We start from the raw sequence: 23,559 nt of genomic DNA, 5'->3' as shown, positions 1-23,559 counted from the left end.
ACGCGGCGGGCATCGCTACTGTGGTCACCATGCGTCGGCACCCTGCGCTGCTCACGGCCTTGAGCATGTCGACCGTCACCGTGACGGTGCTGCTCGCCGGCTGCTCCCCCGGACTGGGCGCCAACCCCCGATTCGCCACCGACGCCGGCGCAGGCCCGCAGGGTGAGGCGCCGCCCACCCAGCAGGCCGAAGGGCCGCCGGCGATCGAGGTCCCCAAGAACGACCTGTCGTGGCGGGACTGCACGTCCCGGGTGTTCCGCGACGCCGGCGTCGACCAGGTGCCCGGCGTGACACTCGACTGCGCCGACTACGACTCCGACCTCGACTCGATCGACGGGGCCACCGGCTCGGTGACGATCGGCGTGGTCCGCGCCAAGACTGCACAGACACCTTCGGACGCCGGCCCACTCGTGATCACCACCGGAACCGACGTGCCGTCGTCGGCCCAGCTGCCTGCATGGTTGTCGCGCACCGGCGCCGACGTGCTGAAGGGCCGGCCCATCGTGGCCGTCGACCGGCGCGGCATCGGGATGTCCGGCGCGCTGGACTGCCGCGACACCTACGACCGCCAGGAGATGCGCGAGCAGGCCCAGTTCCAGTACGGCGACGACCCCGTCGCCAACCTGAGCGCGATCACCGTGACGGCCACCACCAGCTGCACCGACACCATCGCCCCCGGCGACTCCGCGTACGACAACGCCCACGCCGCCGAGGATCTCGAACGGCTGCGCAGCACCTGGGACGTCCCGGCACTGGCGATCCTCGGCATCGGCAACGGTGCCCAGGTGGCGCTGGCGTACGCCGGTTCCCACCCGAACAAGGTGGCCCGGCTGCTGCTCGACTCCCCGCTGCCGCTGGCGGTGGGCGCCGAGGCCGCGGCCGAACAGCGCATCAAGGGCGCACAGGCCGCGCTCGACGCATTCGCCGCCCAGTGCGCCGCGACCGCCTGCCCGCTGGGACCGGATCCCAAGGCCGCGGTCGACGGCCTGCTGGCCGACGCGCGGGCAGGTGACGGCCCCGGCGGTGCGTCGGTGTCCGCTGTCGCCGAGGCCATCTCCACCGCGCTGGCCTTCCCCCGCGGCGATCGCGTGGCCAGCACCAACGAGCTGGCGGCCACGCTGGCCGCAGCCCGCGGCGGCGACGACAGCGGTCTGCGCGAGCTGGTCACCCGGGCCGAGGATCTGCGCCAGAGCGACGGCCAGTTCGTCAACGCCTGCAGCGACGCCCTCAACCGGCCGACGCCCGACCGGGTCCGCGAACTCGTGGTGGCGTGGGGCAAGCTCTACCCGCAGTTCGGCGCCGTCGGCGCGCTCGACCTCGTCACCTGCCTCAACTGGCCGAGCGGTTCGGCGCCCGAGGAGCCTAAAGACCTCAAGGTGCCGGTGCTGCTGCTCGGCGTGCAGAACGACCCGATCGTGGGCAACGAGGGCGTGGCCGCGGTCGCCGCCACGGTCATCAACGCCGGCACCAACAGCAAGCGGGTGATGTGGCAGGGCATCGGCCACGGCGCCTCGATCTACTCACCATGCGCGCTGGCGCCCGTTGTCGGCTACCTCGACAAGGGCGCGCCACCGGAGACCGACACGTACTGCCCGGCCTGATCCGCCGGCCCCTGGCACCGGAGCGCCGGTGTAAGTTTCGCTCGTGCCGTTCACCGATTCGATCCTGAACGCCTTCCGGCCCCGCACCACGCCACCGAGCACCGCGACCGTCCTGCGGTCGGTGTTGTGGCCGGTCGCGATCCTGTCGATCATCCACCGCAGCTATGTGCTGGCCACCAACGGCTACATCACCGACGACTTCGCGCCGGTCTACCGCGCCGTCGTCAACTTCAAGCTCGGCATCGACATCTACAACGAGCACTTCGACCACGTCGACCCGCACTACCTGTATCCGCCCGGCGGCACCCTGCTGCTCGCGCCGTTCGGCTACCTGCCGGTCGACGCGTCGCGGTATTGGTTCGTCGCCTTCAACACCCTGGCCATCGTGCTCGCCGCCTACGTGCTGCTGCGGCTGTTCCGGTACTCGCTGGCCTCGGTCGCCGCGCCGGCGCTGCTGCTGGCGATGTTCTGCACCGAGTCGGTGACCAACACGCTGGTGTTCACCAACATCAACGGCTGCATCCTGCTGGCCGAGGCGCTCTTCTTCCTGTGGCTGCTCGACGGCAGACGCGGGCACGAGTGGCTGGCAGGCATTGCCATCGGGCTGACCCTGGTGGTCAAACCGTCGCTGCTGCCGCTGATGCTGCTGCCGCTGCTCAACCGGCAGTGGCGGCCGTTCGTCGGCGCGATCGGGGTGCCGCTGCTGTTCAACGCCGCGGGCTGGTTCCTGGTCAGTGACCCGATGAACTTCGTCTCACGCACCGTGCCCTACATCTTCGGCACCCGCGACTACTTCAACAGCTCGATTCTGGGCAACGGCATCTATTACGGCCTGCCGACCTGGCTGATCCTCGCGCTGCGGCTCGGGTTCGCGCTGCTGGCGGCCGCGTCGCTGGTGCTGTTGTACCGGCACTACCGCACCCGCGACCCGCGGTTCTGGATGCTCACCTCGTCGGGCGTGCTGCTGATCGCGTCGTTCCTGGTGCTGTCGCTGGGCCAGGGCTACTACTCGATGATGCTGTTCCCGTTCCTGATGACAGTGGTGCTGCCGAACTCGGTGATCCGCAACTGGCCTGCCTGGCTGGCGATCTACGGCTTCATGACGATGGACCGCTGGCTGCTCGGCCACTGGCCGACGACCGGGCGGTTCCTGGAGTACGCGAAGATCACCTACGGCTGGTCGCTGATGCTCGTCGTGGTGTTCGCCGTGCTGTACTTCCGCTACCTCGACGCCAAGGACGACGGCCGCCTCTACGAAGGCATCGACCCGCCGTGGCTGAAGAAGGTCGTGCCCAGCACCCCGTCGAAGCCCGAGGCGCCCGCGATCAGCTGACGATCCGCACCGGCTCGTGCGGCCGCATCACCGGGTCGCCAGAAAGCGCATGGCCTGACCGCGATAGCGCGGTTCGACGTCCACCGACAGCCCCTCGGCCCTGCAGGCGTCGCCGAGTTCGGGCGGCGTCAACAGCCGGAAGGGTGACCTGTCGAGGCGGTGCAGCCACGTTGCGGCCGGGGTGCGCACCAGGTCGTACCCCACGAACACCCCGCCCGGGCGCAGCACGCGGGCGATCTCCCCGACCGCGGTCTCCCAGTCGATGACGTGGTGCAGCATCAGGCAACTGACCACCGAGTCGAACGCCTCGTCGGCGAACGGCAGGGCGGTGGCATCGGCCGGCACCGCGCGTGCCGCCGGGTAGGGCCGCAGGCGGCGATCGGCCGTGGCCACCATGACCGGGTCGAGATCGGTGGCCGTCACCGAGGCACCGGGCAGCGCGTCTTGCAGCGCCGCTGCGACCGCGCCACTGCCAGAACCGATCTCGAGGACATCGCGGCCCAGTCGGTCGACCTGCAGCGTGCCCACGACGGCGTCGGTGCTGCGGCGCCACAGCGCCCCACAGCAGAATGCCCGCTCGATCCTCGACATCACCGGCATGACATCAGTGTCCGTGCGACGGGGTCACGCGCGCTTGAACGGATCCGTCCTGTTCTCCGCCAGAAGCTGCGCGACCTGGCTCGGCGCGATGCCGGCGAGCTCCCGGCACACCCGGTGGGCGTGGGCGCCGTCGGCGAAGCCAGCCAGGTGGGCCGCATCGGTGACCGACGCGCCGCGGTCGAGATGCGGCAGCGCGCTGAGCAGTCGCGACCACCGGGCGGTCGCCGAGAAGGACACACCTGTCTGCCTGCGGAACAGCCGACCGAGGTAATCCGGTGACACCGCGACCGCGCGGGCGACCGCGACGAGGTCGGCCCGCTTGGGCATGCTCGACGACACCACCTCGACGGCTCGGCGCAGCGCAGGGTGCACCGGCGGGCCGTCGGCCGGGTCGACACACGCAGTGCGCAGCACCTCCCGCACGGCGACGTCCGCCGCGCCCTGGAGATCGCCCGACCGGCAGCAGTCGGCGATCAGTTCCGCGGTGTCGTCGGCCAGCGGTGCGGTCCACACGCCTGCATCGTCGTCGCGGCGGCAGAGGCCGTTGAGCACCGCCCCGGTGCGGCCCACCGGGTTCACGTACGCCGACAACGCGATGCGCGCCCCGCCCGGCCGCAGCGCGTGCCGTGTCCCGCTCGCGATGACCGCAACCCGGCACAGCACGGTTCGACCGTCGTCGAGCACCACCGCCAGCGCACCGTCGAGCCCGACCGTCACCTGAACCGCGGGGTGGTGATGCAGGTCGATGTCGACGCCGTCGGTACCGGCCAGATCGCCCGCAAGCACCAGACGACCGGGCCGTGCACTCCACCGCCCTCGCATGCCCCACGGTATCCCGCCCCGGGTCCGCGGAGGCGTCGCTGCGCTAACTTGGAACCATGAGTACGCCCAAGGTGCAACTGACCGACGACCAGTGGCGCGACAAGCTCTCCGCAGAGGAGTTCGCGGTGCTACGCCGGGCCGGTACCGAGCGCCCCTTCACCGGCGAGTACACCGACACCAAGACCGATGGTGTGTACGAGTGCCGCGCCTGCGGAGCCGAATTGTTCCGCAGCAGCGAGAAGTTCGAGTCCCACTGCGGCTGGCCGTCGTTCTTCGACCCGGCCGACTCCGACGCGGTGATCCTGCGCCCCGACGACTCGATGGGCATGCCGCGCGTCGAGGTGGTGTGCGCGAACTGCCACAGCCATCTCGGGCACGTCTTCGAGGGTGAGGGCTATCCGACGCCGACCGATCAGCGGTACTGCATCAACTCCATCTCGCTGCGCCTGGTGCCGAAAGCACCGTGAACGCGTCGAGTGTGAACGTCACGACGAAAATCGCGCTCAAACGTCGTCAGGTTCACACTCGCGGCCGATGAAGGCCGGCGCTACCCGGGGTAGACCGCGAACTCGGCGTGGTCCTCGGTGTCGGCGACGCACTGGAACAGCAGCGGCGCCGTCATCGCCGTGCCGGACGAACAGGTGAACGGCGCGATGACCTGATACTTGTCGCCGTTGGGGTTGTACTGCGCCGCATAGTCCGACGCCGTGACGCAGTCGATGTCGCCGGCGGTGATGACGATGCTCTGGCCGTTGCGCGGCGGGCACTGTTCGCCACTGGGTTCCTGTGCGAGCGCGTCGGGTGCGGTGGCCATTGCGGAGACGAACAAGGTGGCGCCGACCCATGCCCAGGTGCTCATCCATTCATGATGCCGTTGCCTGCGCCGTCATCAGGGCATTTGCGGCGAATTGCTCGGTGTCAGCTCGTCGCCGCGGCCGGCACCGGCACCGGTGGGGTGATACCGCAGGCCAGCAGATCCAGCATCGTCGCGGGGTCGACCGGCGGGCTGAAGTAGAAGCCCTGCGCCACCCCGCAGCCGAACTCGCGTAACCGGTCGGCGGTCTTGGCGTCCTCGACGCCCTCGGCCACGGTGACCATGCCGAGCACCTTCGTCAGGTCCACCACCGCACGCACCACCGCCGCCGCACGAGGGTCGGAGACCACCGGCGCGATGAGCCGCCGATCGAGCTTGACCTCGTCGATGGGCAGTTCGCGCAGATAGCTCAGCGCCGAGTAGCCGCTGCCGAAATCGTCGATGGCCACCCGTATCCCGCGCTCGCGCAGGTCGTTGAGCACCGAGCGGGTGCGGCTGATGTTGTCCAGCAGCAGGTCTTCGGTGATCTCCACGGTGAGTGCGTCCGCGGGCAGGTGGCGGTGTTCGAGTGCCTCGGCGATCCGTGCGGGGAGCTTGACGTCGGCGACCGCGGGCGCGAACAGGTTGATCGCCACGGGCACGCCGAGGCCGGCGCGATACCAGCGGGCCACGTCGTCGAGGGCCATGTTCAGCACGAGCCGGGTGATGGGCGCCATCAGACCGTGCCTGCGGACCAGCGGCAGGAATTCGTCGGGCGCCAGCATCCCGCGCTCCGGGTGCGGCCACCGCAGCAGCGCCTCCGCCCCGACCACCTCGCCGGTCTGCAGATCGATCTTCGGCTGGTAGACCAGCGTCAGCCCGTAGTGGTCAATGGCGTGGCGGAGCTCACCGAGCAGCCGCACCGCGTCGGCTCCCCCGCCACGCTTGCCGCTCTGCCCGGCGGACCACCCGGCGTCCTCGGGATACAGCAGCGCCATTTCGCTGCTGAAGACGTGAACGCCGCCGGTGCGCGAGCGTTTGGCGGCGTACATCGCCAGATCGGCCTGCTTGAACAGACTCTCGGCGGTCAGGTCCGGCTCGTCGGCCTGATTCTCGAAGCTCGCCACGGCGAGCCCGACGCTGGGCCGCATCAGCAGCTGATGGCCGTCGATCACGAACGGCTCGTCGAACACCTCGACCACCCGGTGCGCGACGCGGTGCGAGTGGTCGACCCGGCCCTCGAGCAGAACCGCGAACTCGTCGCCACCCAGCCGGGCCACGGTGTCACCGGTGCGCACGCAGCCCACCAGCCGCTCGGCGACCCGGATCAGCAGCGCATCACCGGCGGGGTGGCCGAGGCTGTCGTTGACCAGTTTGAAGTCGTTGAGGTCGAGCGACAGCAGGGCCACCGCCCGGTCGTCGCGCTGCCGCAACTGCATCGCGTGGGTCAGCCGGTCGTTGAAGAGGGCGTAATTGGCCAACCCGGTCAGCGGGTCGCGCAGCGCCTGGTCGGCGACGACGTTCAGCAGCCGCCGGTTCTCGGTGACCACGACGAACTGCCGCAGCAACACCGCCAAGACCAGGCCGAGCGCCACGGGTACGACCGGACCGGTGGTCATGTGGGGCAGGAATTCGATGGTGCCCACCACACCCGCCAGCAGCAGGGGCACGTAGGGCAGCAGTGCCGACGCCTGCGACGGGATCTGCGGCACGTCGTTGTCCTCGTCCGCAGCGTCCCGGCCGACGAGTGCGGCGACGCCCGTCATCAGCAGACCGGCCAGCCAGCCCAGGTCGAAGATGCCCGCGTAGTAGCTGTCCTCGGCGACCTGGTAGGCGAATCCGCTGTCGGAGACCGCCATGAACGCGACGCCGACGGCCACGAGCACCAGCGGCAGCCGTTGCCCCGCCCGGGTTCGGCCCAGCACCAGCACCGCCACCGTGAGCACGACGAGGTCCGACACCGGGTATGCCAACGACAGCGAGAGCGAGAACAGGCTCTCCCCGCCCGCCTCGTAGACCCGCCGCAGCACCGTCACCCACGACACCACGAACAGCGACCCGGCGACGATGAGTCCGTCCAAAACGAACCGGGTCCGGGACTGGCCGGTGTGACCCGCCGGGAACAGCAGCAATGCCAGACCGGCGCCGACGGGGAAGACCAGGTAGGCCGCGTCGGCCGGCGACGGGAACGGCGAGCGGCCGAGGATGAGCTCGTAGTAGGCCCACAAGATCTCGCCGACCGTCCAGCCGATCAGGCCCACGGTCAGCGACAGCCACGCCGCTCGCTGGCGGCCGCGCGTCGCACGGACGGCCAGGACGGCACAGCCGGTGGAGAACATGCCGAGGAACACGAAGGCGAGGTCGCTCATCACCAGGACGGTGCGCGGCCCGCCCCACCCGGCCACCGTCCACACCGCGACGACGGCGGTCAGGGCGGTGGCGACGGCGATGGTCCGCACCGACCTGAGTCGCATGGAATTCTCCTCGCCGTGTGCGCACCCGAAGTGCCGATCTTAGCAAAGCCGATCACGTCGCCATCGAACGATGGCAATTCTTTGCCGAACGGCAGCGCTGCGTGCTTATTGCGTGCTCTACACGCCAGGGCGGAGACTAGCCGATTTCCCACAGTCGCGCGCGTCGGCAAGACGGAACCTAGCGCGCAGCATGAGCAAATTCAGCGAGCGGCAGTCAGGGCAACCGGGCGATGAGTTCCTCGACCCCGACCCGCGGACCCGTGAAGAACGGGGTCTCCTCGCGAACGTGGCGGCGCGCGTCGGTGGCGCGCAGATCGCGCATCAGATCGACGATGCGGTGCAGCTCCGGCGCCTCGAACGCCAGGATCCACTCGTAGTCCCCGAGCGCGAACGCGGGGACGGTGTTGGCACGCACGTCCTTGTAGCCGCGGGCGGCCATGCCGTGCTCGGCAAGCATGCGGCGGCGTTCCTCGTCGGGCAGCACGTACCAGTCCAGCGACCGCACGAACGGGTAGACGCAGATGTAGTCGCCCGCGGGCTCGCCGGCCACGAACGCTGGCACATGGCCCTTGTTGAACTCGGCGGGACGGTGCAGCGCCACGGTGCTCCATACGGGCGTGCTCGCGCGGCCCAGCGTGGTGCTGCGCCGGAAGTCCGAGTAGGTGGCCTGCAGCGCCTCGACGTTGTCGGCGTGCGTCCAGACCATGAAGTCGGCGTCGGCTCGCAGTCCCGCCACGTCGTAGACACCGCGGACCACCACGCCGTCGTCCTCGCGCTGCTTGAGGAACGTCGCGGTCTCGTCGACGACCGCCCCGCGGTCCTCGCCGAGCGCGCCGGGCGTCGCCGCGTACACCGAGATCATCGAGTACCGGATCATGGCGTTGAGGGCGTCGTAATCGAGCTTGGCCATGGACCTATCGTGCCACGCCCGACGGCGCCAGCAGCGTGGCCGCCGCCCGGGTGGCCGACGCCACACAGGCCGGGACGCCGATGCCGTCGAGGTACCCGCCCGCCACCGCGAGCCCGCGCGGCAGGCCGGCGCGCAACTCGGCCACAAGGGCGGCGTGGCCGGGCCCGTACTGCGGCATCGCGTCGATCCACCGGTGCACGTGGCTGTCCTCCGGCTCGGCGCGGATGCCGAAGACGTCCTCGAGATCCCGCGCGGCCCAGGACAGCAGGTCCTCGTCGCCGGCGCTGCGGGCCAGATCGTCGCCGAAGCGGCCGTAGGACAGCCGGACCAGCTCGACGTTCCCTCGCCGGCCCCACTTGCGCGACGACAGCGTGATCGCCTTGGCATGCAGGCGCTCGCCCCCGGCGACCAGCACCCCCGACTGCTGTGGCAGCGGGGTGCCGCCCGGCAGGGCCAACGCCACCAGTGCCGCAGAGGCCACCGGGATACGGCGGGCAGCAGCCGCGGTCCGCGGCGCCACCGCCTCGATCACCCGCGGCAGGCCCGGCGCGGGCAGCGCCAGCACGACGGCGTCCGCGGGCCACGCGGTGCCCTCGTCGTCGACCACCGACCAGCCCTGCCCGGAGCGGTCGACGCGCTCGACGGCGACCTGCGCCCAGCGCACGTCCGCCTGCCGGACGAGGTGGTCCAGTAGCACCGCGTAACCACCCTCGACGGCGCCGAACACCGAACCCGTCACCGGCCCCGCGCCGGCCAGTGCCTGGCGCACCGCGTCGGTCAGCGACGGCGCGCCGCGATCGAGCGCCGACGCCAGCGTCGGCACCGCCGACCGCAGGCCGATGGTGGCCGCCGATCCGGCGTACACCCCGGCGAGCAGCGGGTCGACCGAACGGGTGACCACCTGGTCGCCGAACCGCTCGCCCACCACGGCGCCGACCGCGGGATCAGCGCTGGGGTCCCATGCCAGCGGGCGGGCGCCCTCGTCGGCGACACGGGCCAGGGTGGCGTCGTCCACCAGGCCGGCCAGCGCAGACGCCTGCGCCGGGATGCCCTGCAGGGTGCCCTGCGGCATCGGGTGTAGCCGGCCCCGGCTGTAGATCAGCGGCCGGACACCCGTGGTGCCGATCTGCCTGTTCGACAGGCCCAGTTCGGCCAGCAGTGCCGGCACCTCGGGCCTGCGGGCGATGAAGGCCTCCGCCCCCACATCGAGCGGCTGCCCGCCGACCCGTTCGGTGCGCAGCACCCCGCCGAGCCGGTCGGCGGGGTCGAACAGCGTGATGTCGGCCTCCGGGCCGCTCGCCACCCGCAACCGGTAGGCGGCGACGAGACCGGAAATGCCGCCTCCGACAACGCAGTAGCGGGCCGTCACAACGAGTGCACCAGTTCGACAGCCTGGGTGATGATGCCGGGATCGGTGGCGGGCAGCACGCCATGGCCGAGGTTGAACACGTGCCCCGCGGCGCCGGCGTCCACCGCACGCCTGCCGTCCTCGACCACCGCGCGCACCGCGCGCTCCACCACCGGCCATCCCGCGAGCAGCACGACGGGATCGAGGTTGCCCTGCAACGCGATCCCGGGGTCGACGCGGGCGGCGGCGTCGGCCAGCGATGTGCGCCAATCCACCCCGACCACACCGGGTGCTCCTCGTCCCGCGACCGCCTCGCTCATCGCGCCGAGAAGTTCGGCGGTGCCCACCCCGAAGTGCGTCATCGGCACGCCCGCGGGCGCAAGAGCGGCGAACACCCGTGCCGTGTGCGGGAGCACATAGCCGCGGTAGTCGGCGAGCGACAGCGTGCCCGCCCAGGAATCGAACACCTGGATCGCGTCCACCCCGGCATCGACCTGCGCCTGCAGGAAGCCGATGGTGACGTCGGTGAGCGCGGTCATCAACGCATGCCAGGTGTCGGGCTCGCCGAGCATCATCGCCTTGGTGCGCTCGTGGTGTTTGCTCGGACCGCCCTCGACCAGATAGGACGCCAGCGTGAACGGCGCGCCGGTGAAGCCGATCAGCGGCACGTCCCCGAGCGCGCGCACCAGCATCCCGATCGCGTCGGCCACCGGCGCAACCTGTTCGCGCTCGAGCGGTCTCAGTGCCGCCACGTCGTCGGCGGTGCGGATCGGGTGCTCGATCACCGGGCCGACGTCGGGCACGATGTCCAACGCGATGCCCGAGGCCCGCAGCGGAACGACGATGTCGGAGAACAGGATTGCGGCATCGACGCCGTGCCTGCGCACCGGCTGCAAGGTGATCTCGGTGATCAGCTCGGCGTCGAAGCACGCCTGCATCATGGTGTTCTTCGCCCGCAGCTCGCGGTACTCCGGCAGCGACCGGCCGGCCTGCCGCATGAACCACACGGGCACCCGGTGGGGCTTGCGGCCGGCCGCGGCGGCCAGGTAGGGCGACTCGGGCAGCTCACGACGCATATTCATCGCGTCCAATGCTGCCACGCGGCACGACACCGGGCGTCGGGCGGATCAGCCGAGGGCGGCCTCTATGCTCTTGCGGACACCCTTCTTCTCCACCAGCTGGTCCTCGGACAGTGTGGGCGGCCACGGCCGCGGGCCGATGCACCGCGGGATGGTCTGCGGGCTGCCGCCCGGCGTCTCGGGCTTCTCCCAGTCGAACGTGACGGCGCGCCACGTCACCGGCGCGTCGAACGCCGCGTGCAGGCACTTGAACTTCGCGCGCGCGAAGGACGTGCTGTCCCCCGCGAAGGCCACCTCGCGGAAGGAGACGTCCTCGCCGTTGAAGCGGATGTCCTCGAACGAGACGTCCGCGCCGTCGAACACCGCCCGGTCGAACGAGACCTGCCCGGCCCGCAACCGTGCGCTGGCGAAGGTGGTGACCGGCGTGACGAACCGCGCCCCGTCGAACGACACCCGGTCGGCGTCGAATGCGGCGCCCTCGAACGACGTGGCGTCGCCGCTGAAGGTCGCCCCGTCGAAGCGCACCCGGCGGCCGCGGAACACCGCCCCGGCGAACGACGCGTCCTCGAACAGCACGCCGGTGAAGTCGAAGTCGTTTCCGGCCCACGACGCGTCGGCGTCGCGCTGCAACCGGCCGGCGATCACCCGCACGACGGTCTGGCGGACCGCCCCGTCGTTCTGCCGGATGGCCTGCCTGCGGCTCTCCTCGATGTTCGTCGCAGGCGCGGTGGCGGTCCAGGTGGTGGTGGAGACCAGCTCGGCGAGGTGGTTGGCGCCGAACTCGGGGTCATACGGCAGCCGCAGATAGCCGCACAGCACGTCGATGCACTGCTGCCTACGGGCGAACGTCGAGCTCTCGTCGGCCGCTGCGGCCAGCGCGAACACCCCGGCGATCCGGGTCGCCGCCTCGGCGTCACCCAGCTGCGCCGAAGCCGCGCCGAAGCGTTCGGCGAAGCGGCCCCGCTCGGCGTCGAGCTGCCGCCGGAACACCAGCACGACCAGCACCGCCACGGCGGCGCCGATCAGCAGCGGCAGCGCGGCGCGCAGCGTCGAGGAGGAGGTGTCGGTGGCGCCCGCCGGAAACACCTCACCGGTGAGTTTCCAGGTGAGTACCGCGGCCACCCCGGCGCCCAGGACGGCTGCCAGCACCACGGCGCCGAACAGCGGGATTCGGGTGGCGCGCCTGCGAGAGGCGGTCAGGCTGCTGCGCAATTCGCGCCGCAGTGTCTGCGCCGGGTGACAGATCCGGGCGACGGCCGCCCCCACCAGCAGGGCGGCCACCACCGCGCACGCCAGGCGCAGCGCCCCGAACGGCAGCCCCGCGTCATGCGCCCGCGACGAGACCGCGGGCAGCCCGAGCGCCCAGTACACCGCCCAGCCCGCGGCCACCGCCGCGGCGGCGACCAGAACCGCGAGTACCGGCGCGGGGGTGTAGCGAACGAGCCGACGGCGCCGACGCGGAGCGTCCGGTGGGCTCTGTTCTTCGGGTTCGGCGTCGGACCGGTTCGGTTTCGAGAGTTCTTCGATGGCGTCAGCAAGCCGTTCAGGCATGGTGATCATCGTCTCATCAGCCCGCGGATCCACGGTGCACCAGTTGACGGGATCCGGCGTAGCGGGGTTCATGATCGAATTCGGCGCGCCTGACGACACGCCCGGCCGGATGGGTCTAGCGTCAAACGGCGTGACCGCAGGCGAACCGGCTCAGTTCCGTACGGCGGTGGCGGCGATGAACGCCACCACCGTGCGGTCGGAGATCGAGCTCGGTCCGATCCGGCCGCCGCAGCGGCTGGCGCCCTACAGCTACGCACTGGGCGCCGAGGTCCGCCACCCCGACACCACGATCGTCCCCGAACGTTCGGAGGGCGACGCGTTCGGCCGGCTCATCCTGCTGCACGACCCGGAGGGCGCCGAGGCGTGGGACGGCACGATGCGGCTGGTCGCCTACATCCAGGCCGACCTCGACTCCAGCGAGGCGGTGGACCCGCTGCTGCCGGAAGTGGCGTGGAGCTGGCTGGTGGAGGCGCTGGATTCGCGGGCCGAGCACGTGACCGCACTGGGCGGCACCGTCACCGCCACCACGTCGGTGCGCTACGGCGACATCTCGGGTCCGCCGCGCGCCCACCAACTCGAACTGCGGGCGTCGTGGACCGCGACGAACCTCGAACTCGGACCCCACGTCGAGGCGTTCTGCGAAGTCCTCGAGCATGCCGCCGGACTTCCGCCGACCGGGGTGACCGACCTGAGCTCACGCACCCGCGCTTGACATGACCGAGGCGCTTCCCCCCGATCCGGACGACACCGACGCGGATCCCGACACCACACCGGTTGAGCCCGAGGCCATTCCGCTGCTGGCCCCGGCCGACGGGGTGCCGAATCTGTCCGTCAGCCGTTCCGAGATCGCGGCCGCGGCCGAACTGCTGGCCTCCGGGCACGGACCGTTCGCCGTCGACGCCGAACGCGCGTCCGGCTTCCGCTACTCCAACCGGGCCTACCTCGTGCAGATCCGGCGCGCCGGGGCGGGCACCGTGCTGATCGACCCGGTGAACCACGGCGATTCACCGATCGACGTGGTGGCGCCGGTGGCCGCGGTGATGGCCGAGGACGAATGGGTGCTGCACGCCGCAGACCAGGATCTGCCGTGCCTGGCCGAGATCGGAATGCGCCCGGCGCGGCTCTACGACACCGAACTGGCCGGCCGGCTCGCCGGCTTCGAACGGGTGAACCTCGCGGCGATGGTGCAACGACTCCTCGGGCTGCAGCTGATGAAGGGCCACGGCGCGGCGGACTGGTCGAAGCGGCCGCTGCCCGCGGACTGGCTCAACTACGCCGCGCTGGACGTGGAGGTGCTGCTCGAGCTGCGCGACGCGATCGCCGCGGTGCTCGAGGAGCAGGGCAAGACCGATTGGGCCGCACAGGAATTCGAGCACCTGCGGACGTTCGAGGCGTCCCCCACCCGGCGTGACCGGTGGCGGCGGACGTCGGGGATCCACAAGGTGCGCAATCCGCGGGCGCTGGCCGCCGTGCGCGAGCTGTGGACCACCCGTGACCACATCGCCCGACGCCGCGACATCGCGCCGGGGCGGATCCTGCCCGACGCGGCGATCGTCAACGCCGCCACCACCGACCCCGACACCGTGGAGAAGCTCACTGCGCTGCCGATATTCGGCGGCTCGAAGCAGCGCCGCAGCGCGCAGGTGTGGCTCGACGCCTTGATCCGGGCGCGGGAGAACAACGACCCGCCGGACTCCGCCGAAACGTCGAACGGACCGCCGCCGCCGTCGCGCTGGGCCCGGCGCAAACCCGAGGCCGCGGCCCGGCTCGAGGCCGCCCGCGCCGCACTGTCCGCAGTGTCCGAGCGCGTCACGGTGCCTGCGGAGAACCTGATCACCCCGGAGGTGGTGCGCCGGCTGTGCTGGGACTGGCAGCCCCCGGAGTCCGGGGACGCCACCGCCGCAATCGAGGAGTTCCTCATCGAGGCGCGGGTGCGCCCGTGGCAGCGCGAACTCGTGGTGCCCGTGCTGGCCGACGCGCTGAGTAGCGCAGCGCCCCAGGACTAGTCGAGGCGCTCGCTGACCTCGGACTCCGAGACCGCGGTGCCCAGCGCCGCCACCCATCCGGTGATCTGGCGCGCGATGTTCCGGTCGGTGATGCCGACATCGGCAAGCACCTCGCTGCGGGAGGCGTGCGCGAAGAACTGCTGAGGCAGCCCCACGTCGCGGCACGGTACGTCGATCTCGCTGCGGCGCAACGTGGCCGACACCGCCGACCCGATGCCGCCCGCGACGCCGTTGTCCTCGAGGGTGACCACCAGCTTGTGCGCGCGGGCCAGCTCGGCGATGGCCTCGGGCACCGGCAGCACCCAGCGCGGATCCACGACGGTGACGCCGATGCCCTGGTTGCGCAGCCGCTCGGCCACCTCCAGCGCCATCGCCGCGAACGGCCCGACGGCGACCAGAAGCACGTCGTCACCCATACCGGCGGCGGGCACCGCGAGCACGTCGACCACACCCCGTCGTTCGACTGCCGGGATGTCCTCGCCCACATCGGCTTTCGGGAACCGGATGGCGGTAGGACCGTCGTTGACGTCAAGCGCCTCGCCCAGTTCCTCGCGCAGCCGGGTGGCATCGCGCGGCGCGGCGACCCGCATGCCCGGGACCACGCCCAGCAGCGACAGGTCCCACATGCCGTTGTGGCTGGCGCCGTCGCTGCCGGTGACCCCGGAGCGGTCGAGCACCATGGTGACCGGCAGCTTGTGCAGCGCGACGTCCATCATGATCTGGTCGAACGCCCGGTTCAGGAACGTCGAATAAATGGCGACCACCGGGTGCAGCCCGCCCATCGCCAGCCCGGCGGCCGACGTCATCGCATGCTGCTCGGCGATGCCCACGTCGAAGAAGCGGTCCGGGAAGCGGTCGCGGAACACCGACAAACCGGTCGGACCCGGCATGGCGGCGGTGATCGCCACGATGTCGCGGCGCTTGGCGCCGTAGTTGACCAGCGCCTCGGCGAACGCCGACGTCCAGCCCGGTCCGGCGACCTTGGTGGCCTGGCCGGTCGCGACGTCGATGACGCCACAGGCATGCATCTGGTCGGCCTCGTCGTTCTCGGCCGGCGCGTACCCCATGCCCTTGCGGGTGACGACATGCACGACGACCGGGGCGTTGAACCCGCGGGCGTGCCGCAGGGCGGACTCGACCGCGTGCTCGTCATGGCCGTCGATGGGGCCGACGTACTTCAGGCCGAGGTCGGTGAACATCACCTGCGGGGCCAGCGCATCCTTGATGCCCGCCTTGATGCTGTGCATGCACTGGTAGCAGACCTCGCCGATGACGGGCACGCCGCGCATCGCCTTGCGTCCGCTCTCCAGGATCCGCTCGTAGCCCGGCTGCAGGCGCAGCGCAGCGAGGTGGTCGGCGAAGCCGCCGATGGTCGGCGCGTAGCTGCGGCCGTTGTCGTTGACGACCATCACCACCGGCCGGCGCGCGGCGGCGATGTTGTTCAACGCCTCCCAGCACATACCGCCGGTGAGCGCGCCGTCGCCGACGACGGCGACCACGTGCCGGTTGCGGTGTCCGGTGAGCTCGAAGGCCTTGGCCAGCCCGTCGGCGTAGGACAGCGCCGAACTGGCATGGCTGGACTCCACCCAGTCGTGCTCGCTCTCGCTGCGCGACGGATAGCCCGACAGCCCGTCCTTCTTGCGCAGGGTCTCGAACTCGTGGCTGCGGCCCGTCAGCATCTTGTGCACGTAGGCCTGGTGGCCGGTGTCGAAGATGATCGGGTCGTGCGGCGAGTCGAAGACCCGGTGCAGGGCCAACGTCAGTTCGACGACACCGAGGTTGGGGCCGAGGTGTCCACCGGTTGCAGCGACCTTGTGGATCAGGAACTGGCGAATCTCGCCCGCCAGAGCGCTGAGCTGGGACTGAGTCAGGTGCTGCAGATCAGCGGGACCGCGGATCTGTTCAAGCATTCGACCAGTTTACGCACGGCGACCGGTACGGGTCCTGTCGAGCCGGGACCTTCACAATCACGTCACAGTGCGCGTCACGCGCCTCGGTACACTTCCTCCTCGGTGCGCCGGGAAGTCTGGTCGGCACCGCGGATGCCCGTCCCGGGCCCGCGGTTCGGTGGATGTCGATGAGACGAGGTGTCGGCTGTGTCACAGAACCCGCAGACGGAATCGGGCGGGTCCGGCCCGCTGCCGCGCCGCCTGCTGTCCCGTGGGTCGTGGGCCGAGGCGTCGCGCGTCGCCGATGTCCTGCGCCAGGAGACCGTCGGCGGGGCCGTCCTGCTCGTGGCGTCGGTGGTGGCGATCGGCTGGGCCAATTCGCCGTGGTCGGCGTCCTACACGGCGCTGCGTGACCTGTCCGTCGGCACCGACCGCTTCGGACTGCACCTCGACCTGACACTGGGCACCTGGGCCGCCGACGGTCTGCTGGCGATCTTCTTCTTCGTCGTCGGGCTCGAGCTCAAGCGCGAGTTCGTCGCCGGCGATCTTCGCGACCCGCGCCGCGCTGCGCTGCCCATCGCGGCCGCCGTCGGCGGGATGGTGGTGCCGGCCTTGATCTTCGTGGCGATGACCTACCCGGTCGGTGACGGCGCCACCCGCGGCTGGGCGATCCCGACGGCCACCGACATCGCCTTCGCGGTCGCGGTGCTGGCCGTCATCTCGACGCATCTTCCTGCGGCGCTGCGCATGTTCCTGCTCACCCTGGCCGTGGTCGACGACCTGCTGGCGATCACGGTGATCGCGGTGTTCTACACCGAGGAGATCAAGCTGTGGGCGCTCGCCGCGGCCGCCGTGCCACTGGCGCTGTTCGCGGTGCTGGTGCAGCGCCGGGTCCGGTCGTGGTGGCTGCTGGTGCCGCTCGCCCTCGCGACGTGGGTGCTGATGCACGAATCCGGCGTGCACGCGACGGTGGCCGGAGTGCTGCTGGGCTTCACCGTTCCCGTGGTGCGCAGCCGGGCCGCGGGCGGACCCGACGCCGGGCCGGGTCTCGCCGAGCACTTCGAGCACCGGATCAGGCCGCTGTCGGCGGGCGTGGCGATCCCGGTGTTCGCGTTCTTCGCCGCCGGTGTGACGGTCGGCGGCCTGACGGGACTGACCGACGCGCTGACCGACCCCATCGCCATGGGCATCGTGCTCGGCCTGGTGGTCGGCAAGACCGTCGGCGTCTTCGGCACCGCGCGGTTGCTGGCCGCAGTGACCAGGGCGTCGCTGGACAGTGCGCTGCGCTGGGTCGACGTGTTCGGCATGGCGATGCTGGCGGGCATCGGCTTCACGGTGTCATTGCTCATCGGCGACCTCGCCTACGGCGACGACAGCGGCCGCGAGGACCACGTGAAGATCGGCGTGCTCGTCGGGTCGCTGACGGCGGCCGTGCTCGCGACGGTGGTGCTGCGGCTGCGCAACCGTCAGTACCGCGCCGTGCACGAAGAGGAGACCCGGGACGCGGACCACGACGGCGTCCCCGACGTCTACCAGCGGCCCGACAGCTAGGCCGCCAGCACCGCGATGCACTCGACGTGATGAGTGAGCGGGAACGCGTCGAACACCCGCAGCTCCTCGACGCGGTACCCGTGTCCGCGGTAGAGCCCGACGTCGCGCGCGAACGCCGCCGCCTCACAACCCACGTGGATCACCCGGGGCACACCCGCGGCCGCCAGCTGGTCGATCACCTCGCGGCCTGCGCCGGTGCGCGGCGGGTCGAGCACCGCCACGTCGGCCGGCCGCCGCTCCGCCGCCAGCGCCCGCCGCACCGAATCGGTGACCACCGACACCTGGCCGAGGTCGGCCAGCGCCGCACGCCCCGATCGGGACGCGCCACGTGAGGTGTCGACGCTGAGCACCCGGCCGCTCGCCCCCACTTCTTCGGCGAGCACCGCGGCGAACACGCCCGCGCCGCCGTAGAGATCCCATGCCGTCATGCCCGGCTGCAGGCGGGCCCACTCGCCGATCAGCGCGCTGTAGTGCCGCGCGGCGTCGCGGTGGGACTGCCAGAACGCGGTGACAGGTACCCGCCACACCCGCTCCCCGACGCGCTGCACCGCCTCGTAGCCGCCCTCCACGACCTCGGTGGCCGACCGTCCGCCGGTCCGTGGCCCGGACTGCACGACGTGGCGGGTGCCGTCGTCGTCGACCGCGACGTGCACGTGCGCCCCCGGCGGCCAGCTGCGCTCGGCGAGACCGTCGAGCATGCCGGGCGGCAGTTGCGCGCAGTCGAGGTCCTCGACCAGCACCGGGCTGTGATAGCGGTGGAAGCCGGCCCGGCCCTCCGGCGAGGTGTCCAGCCTGACCCGGGTGCGCCACCCGGTGGCGGCAGGCGTGCCGACCGGCTCGGCGACCGGTTCACCGCTCGTGCCGCCCTCGCCCCACTCGTAGCCACCCAACCGGGCCAGCTGGTTGGCGACGACGGCGCCCTTCAACCGGCGGGCGGCGTCCGGTTCGGCGAACGCCAAATCGCAGCACCCGGCGCCGTCGACACCCGCGATCGGGCACAGCGAATCGATCCTGTCGGCGGACGGCTCGATCACCTCGAGAACATCTGCGTGCCAATAGGATTCGCGACTGCTGACCACCCGCACCCGGACCGTCTCCCCCGGCAGTGCGTAGCGCACGAACACCACGCGGCCGTCGTGGCGCGCGACGCAGCTGCCGCCGTTGGCGGCGGGCCCGGTGGTGACGACGAGTTCGCCGGGGTCGGCCGGCGCGGCAGCGCTCACTCCAGGAAGCCCCTCCGGGCGTCACCGGGGGCCGACTGCGGCGCCAGCGTCTTCAGCCGCTCCGAGGAGCTCAACTGCCACGGCACCGACGTCACCATCACGTTGGGCTCGAAGAGCAGCCTGCCCTTCAGCCGCAGGGCACTCTGGTTGTGCAGCACCTGCTCCCACCAGTGCCCGACGACGTACTCGGGGATGAAGACCGTGACCACCGTGCGGGGCGACTCCTTGGTGACCCGTTTGACGTAGTCGAGCACCGGTCGGGTGATCTCCCGGTAGGGCGAGGCGATCACCTTGAGGGGGACGTTGATGTCGCTGTCCTCCCACTTGTGCACCAGCGCACGGGTTTCGCCGTCGTCGACGCTGACGGTGATGGCCTCCAGCTGGTCGGGGCGGGTGGCGCGCGCGTAGGCCAGCGCCCGCAGCGTCGGCAGATGCATCTTCGACACCAGCACGATCGCGTGGTTGCGGCTCGGCAGCACGATGTCGCCCTCTTCGGCCTCCTGCTCCTCGAGTTCGCGCGCCACCGTGTCGTAGTGCTTGCGGATCAGCTTCATCACCACGAACAAGATGACCATCGCCAGGATCGCGATCCACGCACCGACCAGGAACTTCGTCACCACCACGATGACCAGCACGGTGCCCGTCGCCGTCAGCCCGATGCCGTTGATCACCCGGCTGCGCATCATCTTGCGCCGCAACACCGGATCGGTCTCGGTGCGCAGCAGCCGGGTCCAGTGCCTGACCATGCCGATCTGGCTGAGCGTGAACGACACGAAGACACCGACGATGTAGAGCTGGATCAGCGCGGTCACCTGGGCCTGGAACGCCACCACGAACGCGATCGCCGCGAACGCCAGGAACAGGATGCCGTTGGAGAACGCGAGCCGGTCGCCACGGGTGTGCAGCTGGCGCGGCAGGAAACGGTCCTGGGCCAGTATCGATCCGAGGACCGGGAAGCCGTTGAACGCGGTGTTGGCGGCCAGCACCAGGATGAGCGCGGTGACCAGGGCGATCAGGAACAGCCCGATCGGGAAGTCGTGGAACACCGCGTCGGCGAGCTGGGCGATCAGCGTCTTCTGCTGGTAGTTCGCCGGGGCGCCGCCCAGCTGTTCCAGCGGCCGCTCGGCCATCTGCACGCCGGTCTCCTTGGCCAGCATGATGATGCCCATGAACAGCGTGACGGAGACGACGCCCAGCAGCAGCAGCGTCGTCGCGGCGTTGCGGGACTTGGGTTTCCGGAACGCCGGAACACCGTTGCTGATGGCCTCGACGCCGGTCAGCGCCGCCGACCCGGAGGAGAAGGCGCGCGCGACCAGGAACACCAGTGCGAAGCCGAGGATGTCACCGTGTTCGGAGTGCATCTCGAAGCCCGCCGACTCGGCGCGCAACGGTTCGCCGAACAGGTGGATCTGCACGAAACCCCAGATCAGCATGATGGCCATGCCGATCATGAAGGCGTAGGTGGGAATCGCGAAGGCCGTGCCGGATTCCCGGATGCCACGCAGGTTCAGCGACGCCAGGATGAGGATCGCCGCGACCGCGAACCACACCTTGTGCTGACCGATGAACGGCACGGCCGACCCGATGTTGCTCATCGCCGACGACATCGACACCGCGACGGTCAGCACGTAGTCGACGAGCAGGGCGCTGGCGACGGTCAGGCCTGCGGTCGGGCCGAGGTTGGTGGTCACCACCTCGTAGTCGCCGCCGCCCGACGGGTAGGCGTGCACGTTCTGCCGGTAGCTGGCGATCACGATCAGCATCACGCCCGCGACGGCGAGGCCGATCCACGGCGCCATCGAGTAGGCGGTCAGACCCGCGACCGACAGCACCAGGAAGATCTCCTCCGGCGCGTACGCCGTGGAGGACAGCGCGTCGGAGGCGAAGACCGGCAGCGCGATCCGCTTCGGCAGCAGCGTGTGCGACAGCCGGTCACTGCGGAACGGCCGGCCCAGCACGAGCCGACGCGCTGCGGTCGAAAGCTTGGACACGAGGTCCAAGGGTAAGCGCAGTCGGGTTTGGCGGTAGCGTTCGACGTGCGCGGAGTCGAAGTCCATTTCTCCGCCGGCGTGCTGTCTGAAAGGGACCGTCAGGTGCGTGTAGTGGTGATGGGTTGCGGCCGGGTCGGCGCGTCGTTGTCGGACAGCCTGTCGCGGATCGGCCATGACGTCGCCGTCATCGACCGCGACAGCACCGCCTTCCACCGGCTGAGCCCCGAGTTCCCCGGCGAGCGGGTGCTGGGCATGGGGTTCGACCGCGAGGTGCTGCTGCGCGCGGGCATCGAGGGCGCCGGCGCGTTCGCGGCGGTGTCGTCGGGCGACAACTCGAACATCATCTCGGCGCGGGTGGCCCGCGAGACCTTCGGCGTGGAACGGGTGGTCGCGCGCATCTACGACGCCAAGCGCGCCGCGGTCTACGAACGCCTCGGCATCCCGACGGTGGCCACCGTGCCCTGGACCACCGACCGGTTGCTCAACGTGCTCACCCGGGAGACCGAGACCACCAAGTGGCGTGACCCGTCGGGCAACGTCGGGGTCGCCGAACTGCCGTTGCACGAGGACTGGGTGGGCCGCCGGGTCACCGACCTGGAGGCCGCCACCGCCGGTCGGGTGGCGTTCCTGATCCGGTTCGGCAGCGGACTGCTGCCCGACCCCAAGACCGTGATCCAGGCCGGCGACCAGGTGTACATCGCCGCGGTGGCCGGTCACATCGCCGAGGCGCTGGCCATCTCGGCGCTGCCGCCGAGCGAGGACAGCGAGGCCCGATGAAGGTCGCGATTGCCGGCGCCGGCGCCGTCGGCCGCTCGATCGCCCGCGAGCTGCTCGAGAGCAATCACGAGGTGACGCTGCTCGAACGCAACCCCGACCATGTCGACGTCGACGCCATCCCCGCCGCGCACTGGCGTCTCGGCGACGCCTGCGAGCTCAGCGAGCTCGAATCGGTGCGCCTCGAGGAGTTCGACGTGGTGATCGCGGCGACGGGCGACGACAAGGTCAACGTCGTGGTCAGCCTGCTCGCCAAGACCGAGTTCGCCGTGCAGCGGGTGGTCGCCCGGGTCAACGATCCCCGCAACGAGTGGCTGTTCGACGAGAACTGGGGCGTCGACGTCGCGGTGTCGACACCCCGCATGCTGGCCTCGCTGGTCGAGGAGGCCGTCGCGGTCGGTGACCTGGTGCGGTTGATGGAGTTCCGCAAGGGCCAGGCCAACCTGGTGGAGATCACGCTGCCCGACGACACCCCGTGGGGCGGCAAACCGGTCAAGCGGCTGGAACTGCCCCGCAACGCCACCCTGGTGACGATTCTGCGCGGGGCCCGGGTGATCGTGCCCGAGGCCGACGAACCGCTCGAGGGTGGTGACGAACTGCTTTTCGTCGCGGTCGCCGAGGTCGAGGACGAGCTGCGCGACGTGCTGCTGAACCGCCCGAAGTGAGCGCCGCTCAGCGGTAGGCGGGTGGCGGCGTCACGCGGTCGTGGCAGATCGCCGCGACGTCCGGGGTGATCCGGTCGAGGTCGACGCGATCGTTGCGGATCCCCACCGCCGACACCGCGCCGGCCACCACGAACAGCCCCGCGACCACCAGTACGCCCTGCCGGAAACCGTCGAAATCCATTGTCCCGCCGATGATCACACCGGTGAACGCGATGGCGATCAGACCGGCCACCCGCGACACCGCGTTGTTGACCGCCGAACCGACACCACTCTGGGCGGGGTCGACCGCGGCCAGCACGGCAGACGTCAGCGGAGACACCGTGATCGACAGTCCGAGGCCGAAGGCCACCAGGCCGGGCAGCATCTGTGTCCAGAAGTCGAAGGGCTCGTGGGCGGTGGCCATCAGCACGGCGCCGGCGGCGGCCACCAGCGGACCGATCGCCATGTACAGCCGCGGGCCGTGCCGCCCGGCCAGCGCGCCGAACCGGCGGGCCAGTAGGAACGACAGCAGCGGCATCGGCAGCGTGGCCAGCCCGGCCGCGGTGGCCGACAGCCCGGCCGCCTCCTGCAGGAACAGCGCGACGATGAGCGTGGTGAGCGACACGGCCGCGTAGAGGAAGACCGTCGCGAGGTTGCCGACCGCGAAGTTGCGCGCGGAGAAGATCCCCAGCGGCATCATCGGATGCGGCGTGCGGCGCTCCCACCACGGGAAGGCCAGCAGGCAGACCACGCCCACCGCCAGACTCCCCCACACCGCCGGATCGGACAGGCCGAGGCGCTGCTGCTCGATAAGGGCGAAGACGGTGCCGGTGAGCCCCACCGCCGCCAGCACCGCGCCCACCACGTCGAGGGGGGGGGGCCGGGGGGGGGGCGGCCCCCCCGGGGGGGGGGGGGCGGGGGGGGGGGGGGGGGGCGGGCGGGGGGGGGGGGGGGGGGGGCGGCCGGGGGT

General features: G+C 71.0%; 20 protein-coding genes. 8 read left to right on the top strand and 12 right to left on the bottom strand.

The annotated features are described in order from the left end of the window. The first annotated feature begins 29 nt into the window (after positions 1 to 29). Complete coding sequence (locus AB0K11_RS17765; RefSeq protein ID WP_364979303.1) at positions 30 to 1,601, top strand: alpha/beta hydrolase; 1,572 nt, start codon at positions 30 to 32, stop codon at positions 1,599 to 1,601. A gap of 43 nt (positions 1,602 to 1,644) precedes the next feature. Next, positions 1,645 to 2,934 (top strand): arabinofuranan 3-O-arabinosyltransferase, encoded by a 1,290-nt coding sequence (aftC, locus tag AB0K11_RS17760; protein WP_364979300.1) that lies wholly within the window; start codon positions 1,645 to 1,647, stop codon positions 2,932 to 2,934. A gap of 27 nt (positions 2,935 to 2,961) precedes the next feature. Here aftC and AB0K11_RS17755 read toward each other — a convergent pair whose 3' ends face one another. Continuing rightward, positions 2,962 to 3,534 (bottom strand): class I SAM-dependent methyltransferase, encoded by a 573-nt coding sequence (locus AB0K11_RS17755; RefSeq protein WP_364979297.1) that lies wholly within the window; start codon positions 3,532 to 3,534, stop codon positions 2,962 to 2,964. A 24-nt stretch (positions 3,535 to 3,558) separates the two neighbouring features. Then, positions 3,559 to 4,320: a helix-turn-helix domain-containing protein gene (locus AB0K11_RS17750; protein ID WP_364979294.1), complete on the bottom strand. Its 762-nt coding sequence runs from the start codon at positions 4,318 to 4,320 to the stop codon at positions 3,559 to 3,561. Between the two features lie 92 nt (positions 4,321 to 4,412). On the opposite strand from AB0K11_RS17750, the gene msrB reads away from it, so the two are divergent. Beyond that, positions 4,413 to 4,823 (top strand): peptide-methionine (R)-S-oxide reductase MsrB, encoded by a 411-nt coding sequence (msrB, locus tag AB0K11_RS17745; protein WP_364979292.1) that lies wholly within the window; start codon positions 4,413 to 4,415, stop codon positions 4,821 to 4,823. Between the two features lie 80 nt (positions 4,824 to 4,903). Here the strand turns inward: msrB and AB0K11_RS17740 are convergent, their stop codons facing one another. The 6 genes from AB0K11_RS17740 to AB0K11_RS17715 all read right to left on the bottom strand — a co-directional run bounded on the left by AB0K11_RS17740 (position 4,904) and on the right by AB0K11_RS17715 (position 12,511). Next, positions 4,904 to 5,215 carry a hypothetical protein gene (locus AB0K11_RS17740; protein ID WP_364979289.1) on the bottom strand — a complete coding sequence of 104 codons (312 nt, stop codon included), beginning with the start codon at positions 5,213 to 5,215 and terminating at the stop codon, positions 4,904 to 4,906. A gap of 59 nt (positions 5,216 to 5,274) precedes the next feature. Continuing rightward, positions 5,275 to 7,623 carry a bifunctional diguanylate cyclase/phosphodiesterase gene (locus tag AB0K11_RS17735; protein WP_364979286.1) on the bottom strand — a complete coding sequence of 783 codons (2,349 nt, stop codon included), beginning with the start codon at positions 7,621 to 7,623 and terminating at the stop codon, positions 5,275 to 5,277. A 214-nt stretch (positions 7,624 to 7,837) separates the two neighbouring features. Beyond that, the gene (gene hemQ, locus AB0K11_RS17730; RefSeq protein ID WP_364979283.1) at positions 7,838 to 8,533 is read right to left on the bottom strand and encodes a hydrogen peroxide-dependent heme synthase; all 696 of its coding nucleotides are present in this window, start codon (positions 8,531 to 8,533) and stop codon (positions 7,838 to 7,840) included. A gap of 4 nt (positions 8,534 to 8,537) precedes the next feature. After that, positions 8,538 to 9,902, bottom strand: coding sequence for a protoporphyrinogen oxidase (locus AB0K11_RS17725; RefSeq protein WP_364979280.1), 1,365 nt, complete (start codon positions 9,900 to 9,902; stop codon positions 8,538 to 8,540). After that, positions 9,899 to 10,963, bottom strand: a complete 1,065-nt coding sequence (gene hemE, locus AB0K11_RS17720) for a uroporphyrinogen decarboxylase (RefSeq protein ID WP_364979277.1) — start codon at positions 10,961 to 10,963, stop codon at positions 9,899 to 9,901. The genes AB0K11_RS17725 and hemE overlap by 4 nt, the downstream gene beginning before the upstream one ends. 45 nt (positions 10,964 to 11,008) lie before the next feature. Further along, positions 11,009 to 12,511 (bottom strand): hypothetical protein, encoded by a 1,503-nt coding sequence (locus tag AB0K11_RS17715; RefSeq protein WP_364979274.1) that lies wholly within the window; start codon positions 12,509 to 12,511, stop codon positions 11,009 to 11,011. Between the two features lie 175 nt (positions 12,512 to 12,686). Here AB0K11_RS17715 and AB0K11_RS17710 point away from each other — a divergent pair, with 175 nt between their 5' ends. Both AB0K11_RS17710 and AB0K11_RS17705 read left to right on the top strand, forming a co-directional pair. Then, a complete protein-coding gene (locus AB0K11_RS17710) occupies positions 12,687 to 13,223 on the top strand; it encodes a DUF3000 domain-containing protein (RefSeq protein WP_364980435.1) in 537 nt (178 codons plus the stop codon). 1 nt (position 13,224) lies between these two features. Then, entirely contained in the window at positions 13,225 to 14,517 is a 1,293-nt protein-coding gene (locus AB0K11_RS17705; protein WP_364979270.1) for a ribonuclease D, read from the top strand. Here AB0K11_RS17705 and dxs read toward each other — a convergent pair. Then, a complete protein-coding gene (gene dxs / locus AB0K11_RS17700; protein ID WP_364979267.1) occupies positions 14,514 to 16,427 on the bottom strand; it encodes a 1-deoxy-D-xylulose-5-phosphate synthase in 1,914 nt (637 codons plus the stop codon). The two genes, AB0K11_RS17705 and dxs, sit on opposite strands and share 4 nt — an antisense overlap. 186 nt (positions 16,428 to 16,613) lie before the next feature. Between dxs and nhaA the strand changes: the two genes are divergently transcribed. Further along, positions 16,614 to 17,957: a Na+/H+ antiporter NhaA gene (gene nhaA / locus AB0K11_RS17695; protein ID WP_364979264.1), complete on the top strand. Its 1,344-nt coding sequence runs from the start codon at positions 16,614 to 16,616 to the stop codon at positions 17,955 to 17,957. Here nhaA and AB0K11_RS17690 read toward each other — a convergent pair. After that, positions 17,954 to 19,180, bottom strand: a complete 1,227-nt coding sequence (locus AB0K11_RS17690) for a class I SAM-dependent RNA methyltransferase (RefSeq protein ID WP_364979260.1) — start codon at positions 19,178 to 19,180, stop codon at positions 17,954 to 17,956. The genes nhaA and AB0K11_RS17690 overlap by 4 nt on opposite strands. Continuing rightward, the gene (locus AB0K11_RS17685) at positions 19,177 to 21,171 is read right to left on the bottom strand and encodes an APC family permease (RefSeq protein WP_364979257.1); all 1,995 of its coding nucleotides are present in this window, start codon (positions 21,169 to 21,171) and stop codon (positions 19,177 to 19,179) included. Before AB0K11_RS17685 ends, AB0K11_RS17690 begins: the two co-directional genes overlap by 4 nt. A 102-nt stretch (positions 21,172 to 21,273) precedes the next feature. Between AB0K11_RS17685 and AB0K11_RS17680 the strand changes: the two genes are divergently transcribed. Continuing rightward, positions 21,274 to 21,948, top strand: coding sequence for a TrkA family potassium uptake protein (locus tag AB0K11_RS17680; RefSeq protein WP_364979254.1), 675 nt, complete (start codon positions 21,274 to 21,276; stop codon positions 21,946 to 21,948). Continuing rightward, the gene (locus tag AB0K11_RS17675) at positions 21,945 to 22,610 is read left to right on the top strand and encodes a TrkA family potassium uptake protein (protein ID WP_364979251.1); all 666 of its coding nucleotides are present in this window, start codon (positions 21,945 to 21,947) and stop codon (positions 22,608 to 22,610) included. Before AB0K11_RS17680 ends, AB0K11_RS17675 begins: the two co-directional genes overlap by 4 nt. Positions 22,611 to 22,617: 7 nt before the next feature. On the opposite strand, the gene AB0K11_RS17670 is transcribed toward AB0K11_RS17675, so the two are convergent. Then, on the bottom strand, positions 22,618 to 23,451 hold the full coding sequence (locus AB0K11_RS17670) for an MFS transporter (RefSeq protein WP_364979248.1): 834 nt from the start codon (positions 23,449 to 23,451) through the stop codon (positions 22,618 to 22,620). Between the last annotated feature and the right edge of the window lie 108 nt (positions 23,452 to 23,559).

Origin of the sequence: Mycobacterium sp. NPDC050551 (genome assembly GCF_040674075.1) — a bacterium.
GTDB lineage: Bacteria > Actinomycetota > Actinomycetes > Mycobacteriales > Mycobacteriaceae > Mycobacterium.
This window is presented reverse-complemented; position numbering and strand designations above follow the sequence as displayed.

Excerpts from the sequence above, each read along its gene's own strand:
- AB0K11_RS17755 (WP_364979297.1), bottom strand. The coding sequence starts at position 3,534 with ATGCCGGTGATGTCGAGGATCGAGCGGGCATTCTGCTGTGGGGCGCTG.
- AB0K11_RS17740 (WP_364979289.1), bottom strand. The coding sequence starts at position 5,215 with ATGAGCACCTGGGCATGGGTCGGCGCCACCTTGTTCGTCTCCGCAATG.
- AB0K11_RS17765 (WP_364979303.1), top strand. The coding sequence starts at position 30 with ATGCGTCGGCACCCTGCGCTGCTCACGGCCTTGAGCATGTCGACCGTC.
- AB0K11_RS17715 (WP_364979274.1), bottom strand. The coding sequence starts at position 12,511 with ATGCCTGAACGGCTTGCTGACGCCATCGAAGAACTCTCGAAACCGAAC.
- dxs (WP_364979267.1), bottom strand. The coding sequence starts at position 16,427 with ATGCTTGAACAGATCCGCGGTCCCGCTGATCTGCAGCACCTGACTCAG.
- msrB (WP_364979292.1), top strand. The coding sequence starts at position 4,413 with ATGAGTACGCCCAAGGTGCAACTGACCGACGACCAGTGGCGCGACAAG.
- AB0K11_RS17710 (WP_364980435.1), top strand. The coding sequence starts at position 12,687 with ATGAACGCCACCACCGTGCGGTCGGAGATCGAGCTCGGTCCGATCCGG.
- AB0K11_RS17675 (WP_364979251.1), top strand. The coding sequence starts at position 21,945 with ATGAAGGTCGCGATTGCCGGCGCCGGCGCCGTCGGCCGCTCGATCGCC.
- AB0K11_RS17705 (WP_364979270.1), top strand. The coding sequence starts at position 13,225 with ATGACCGAGGCGCTTCCCCCCGATCCGGACGACACCGACGCGGATCCC.
- AB0K11_RS17735 (WP_364979286.1), bottom strand. The coding sequence starts at position 7,623 with ATGCGACTCAGGTCGGTGCGGACCATCGCCGTCGCCACCGCCCTGACC.
- hemQ (WP_364979283.1), bottom strand. The coding sequence starts at position 8,533 with ATGGCCAAGCTCGATTACGACGCCCTCAACGCCATGATCCGGTACTCG.
- hemE (WP_364979277.1), bottom strand. The coding sequence starts at position 10,963 with ATGAATATGCGTCGTGAGCTGCCCGAGTCGCCCTACCTGGCCGCCGCG.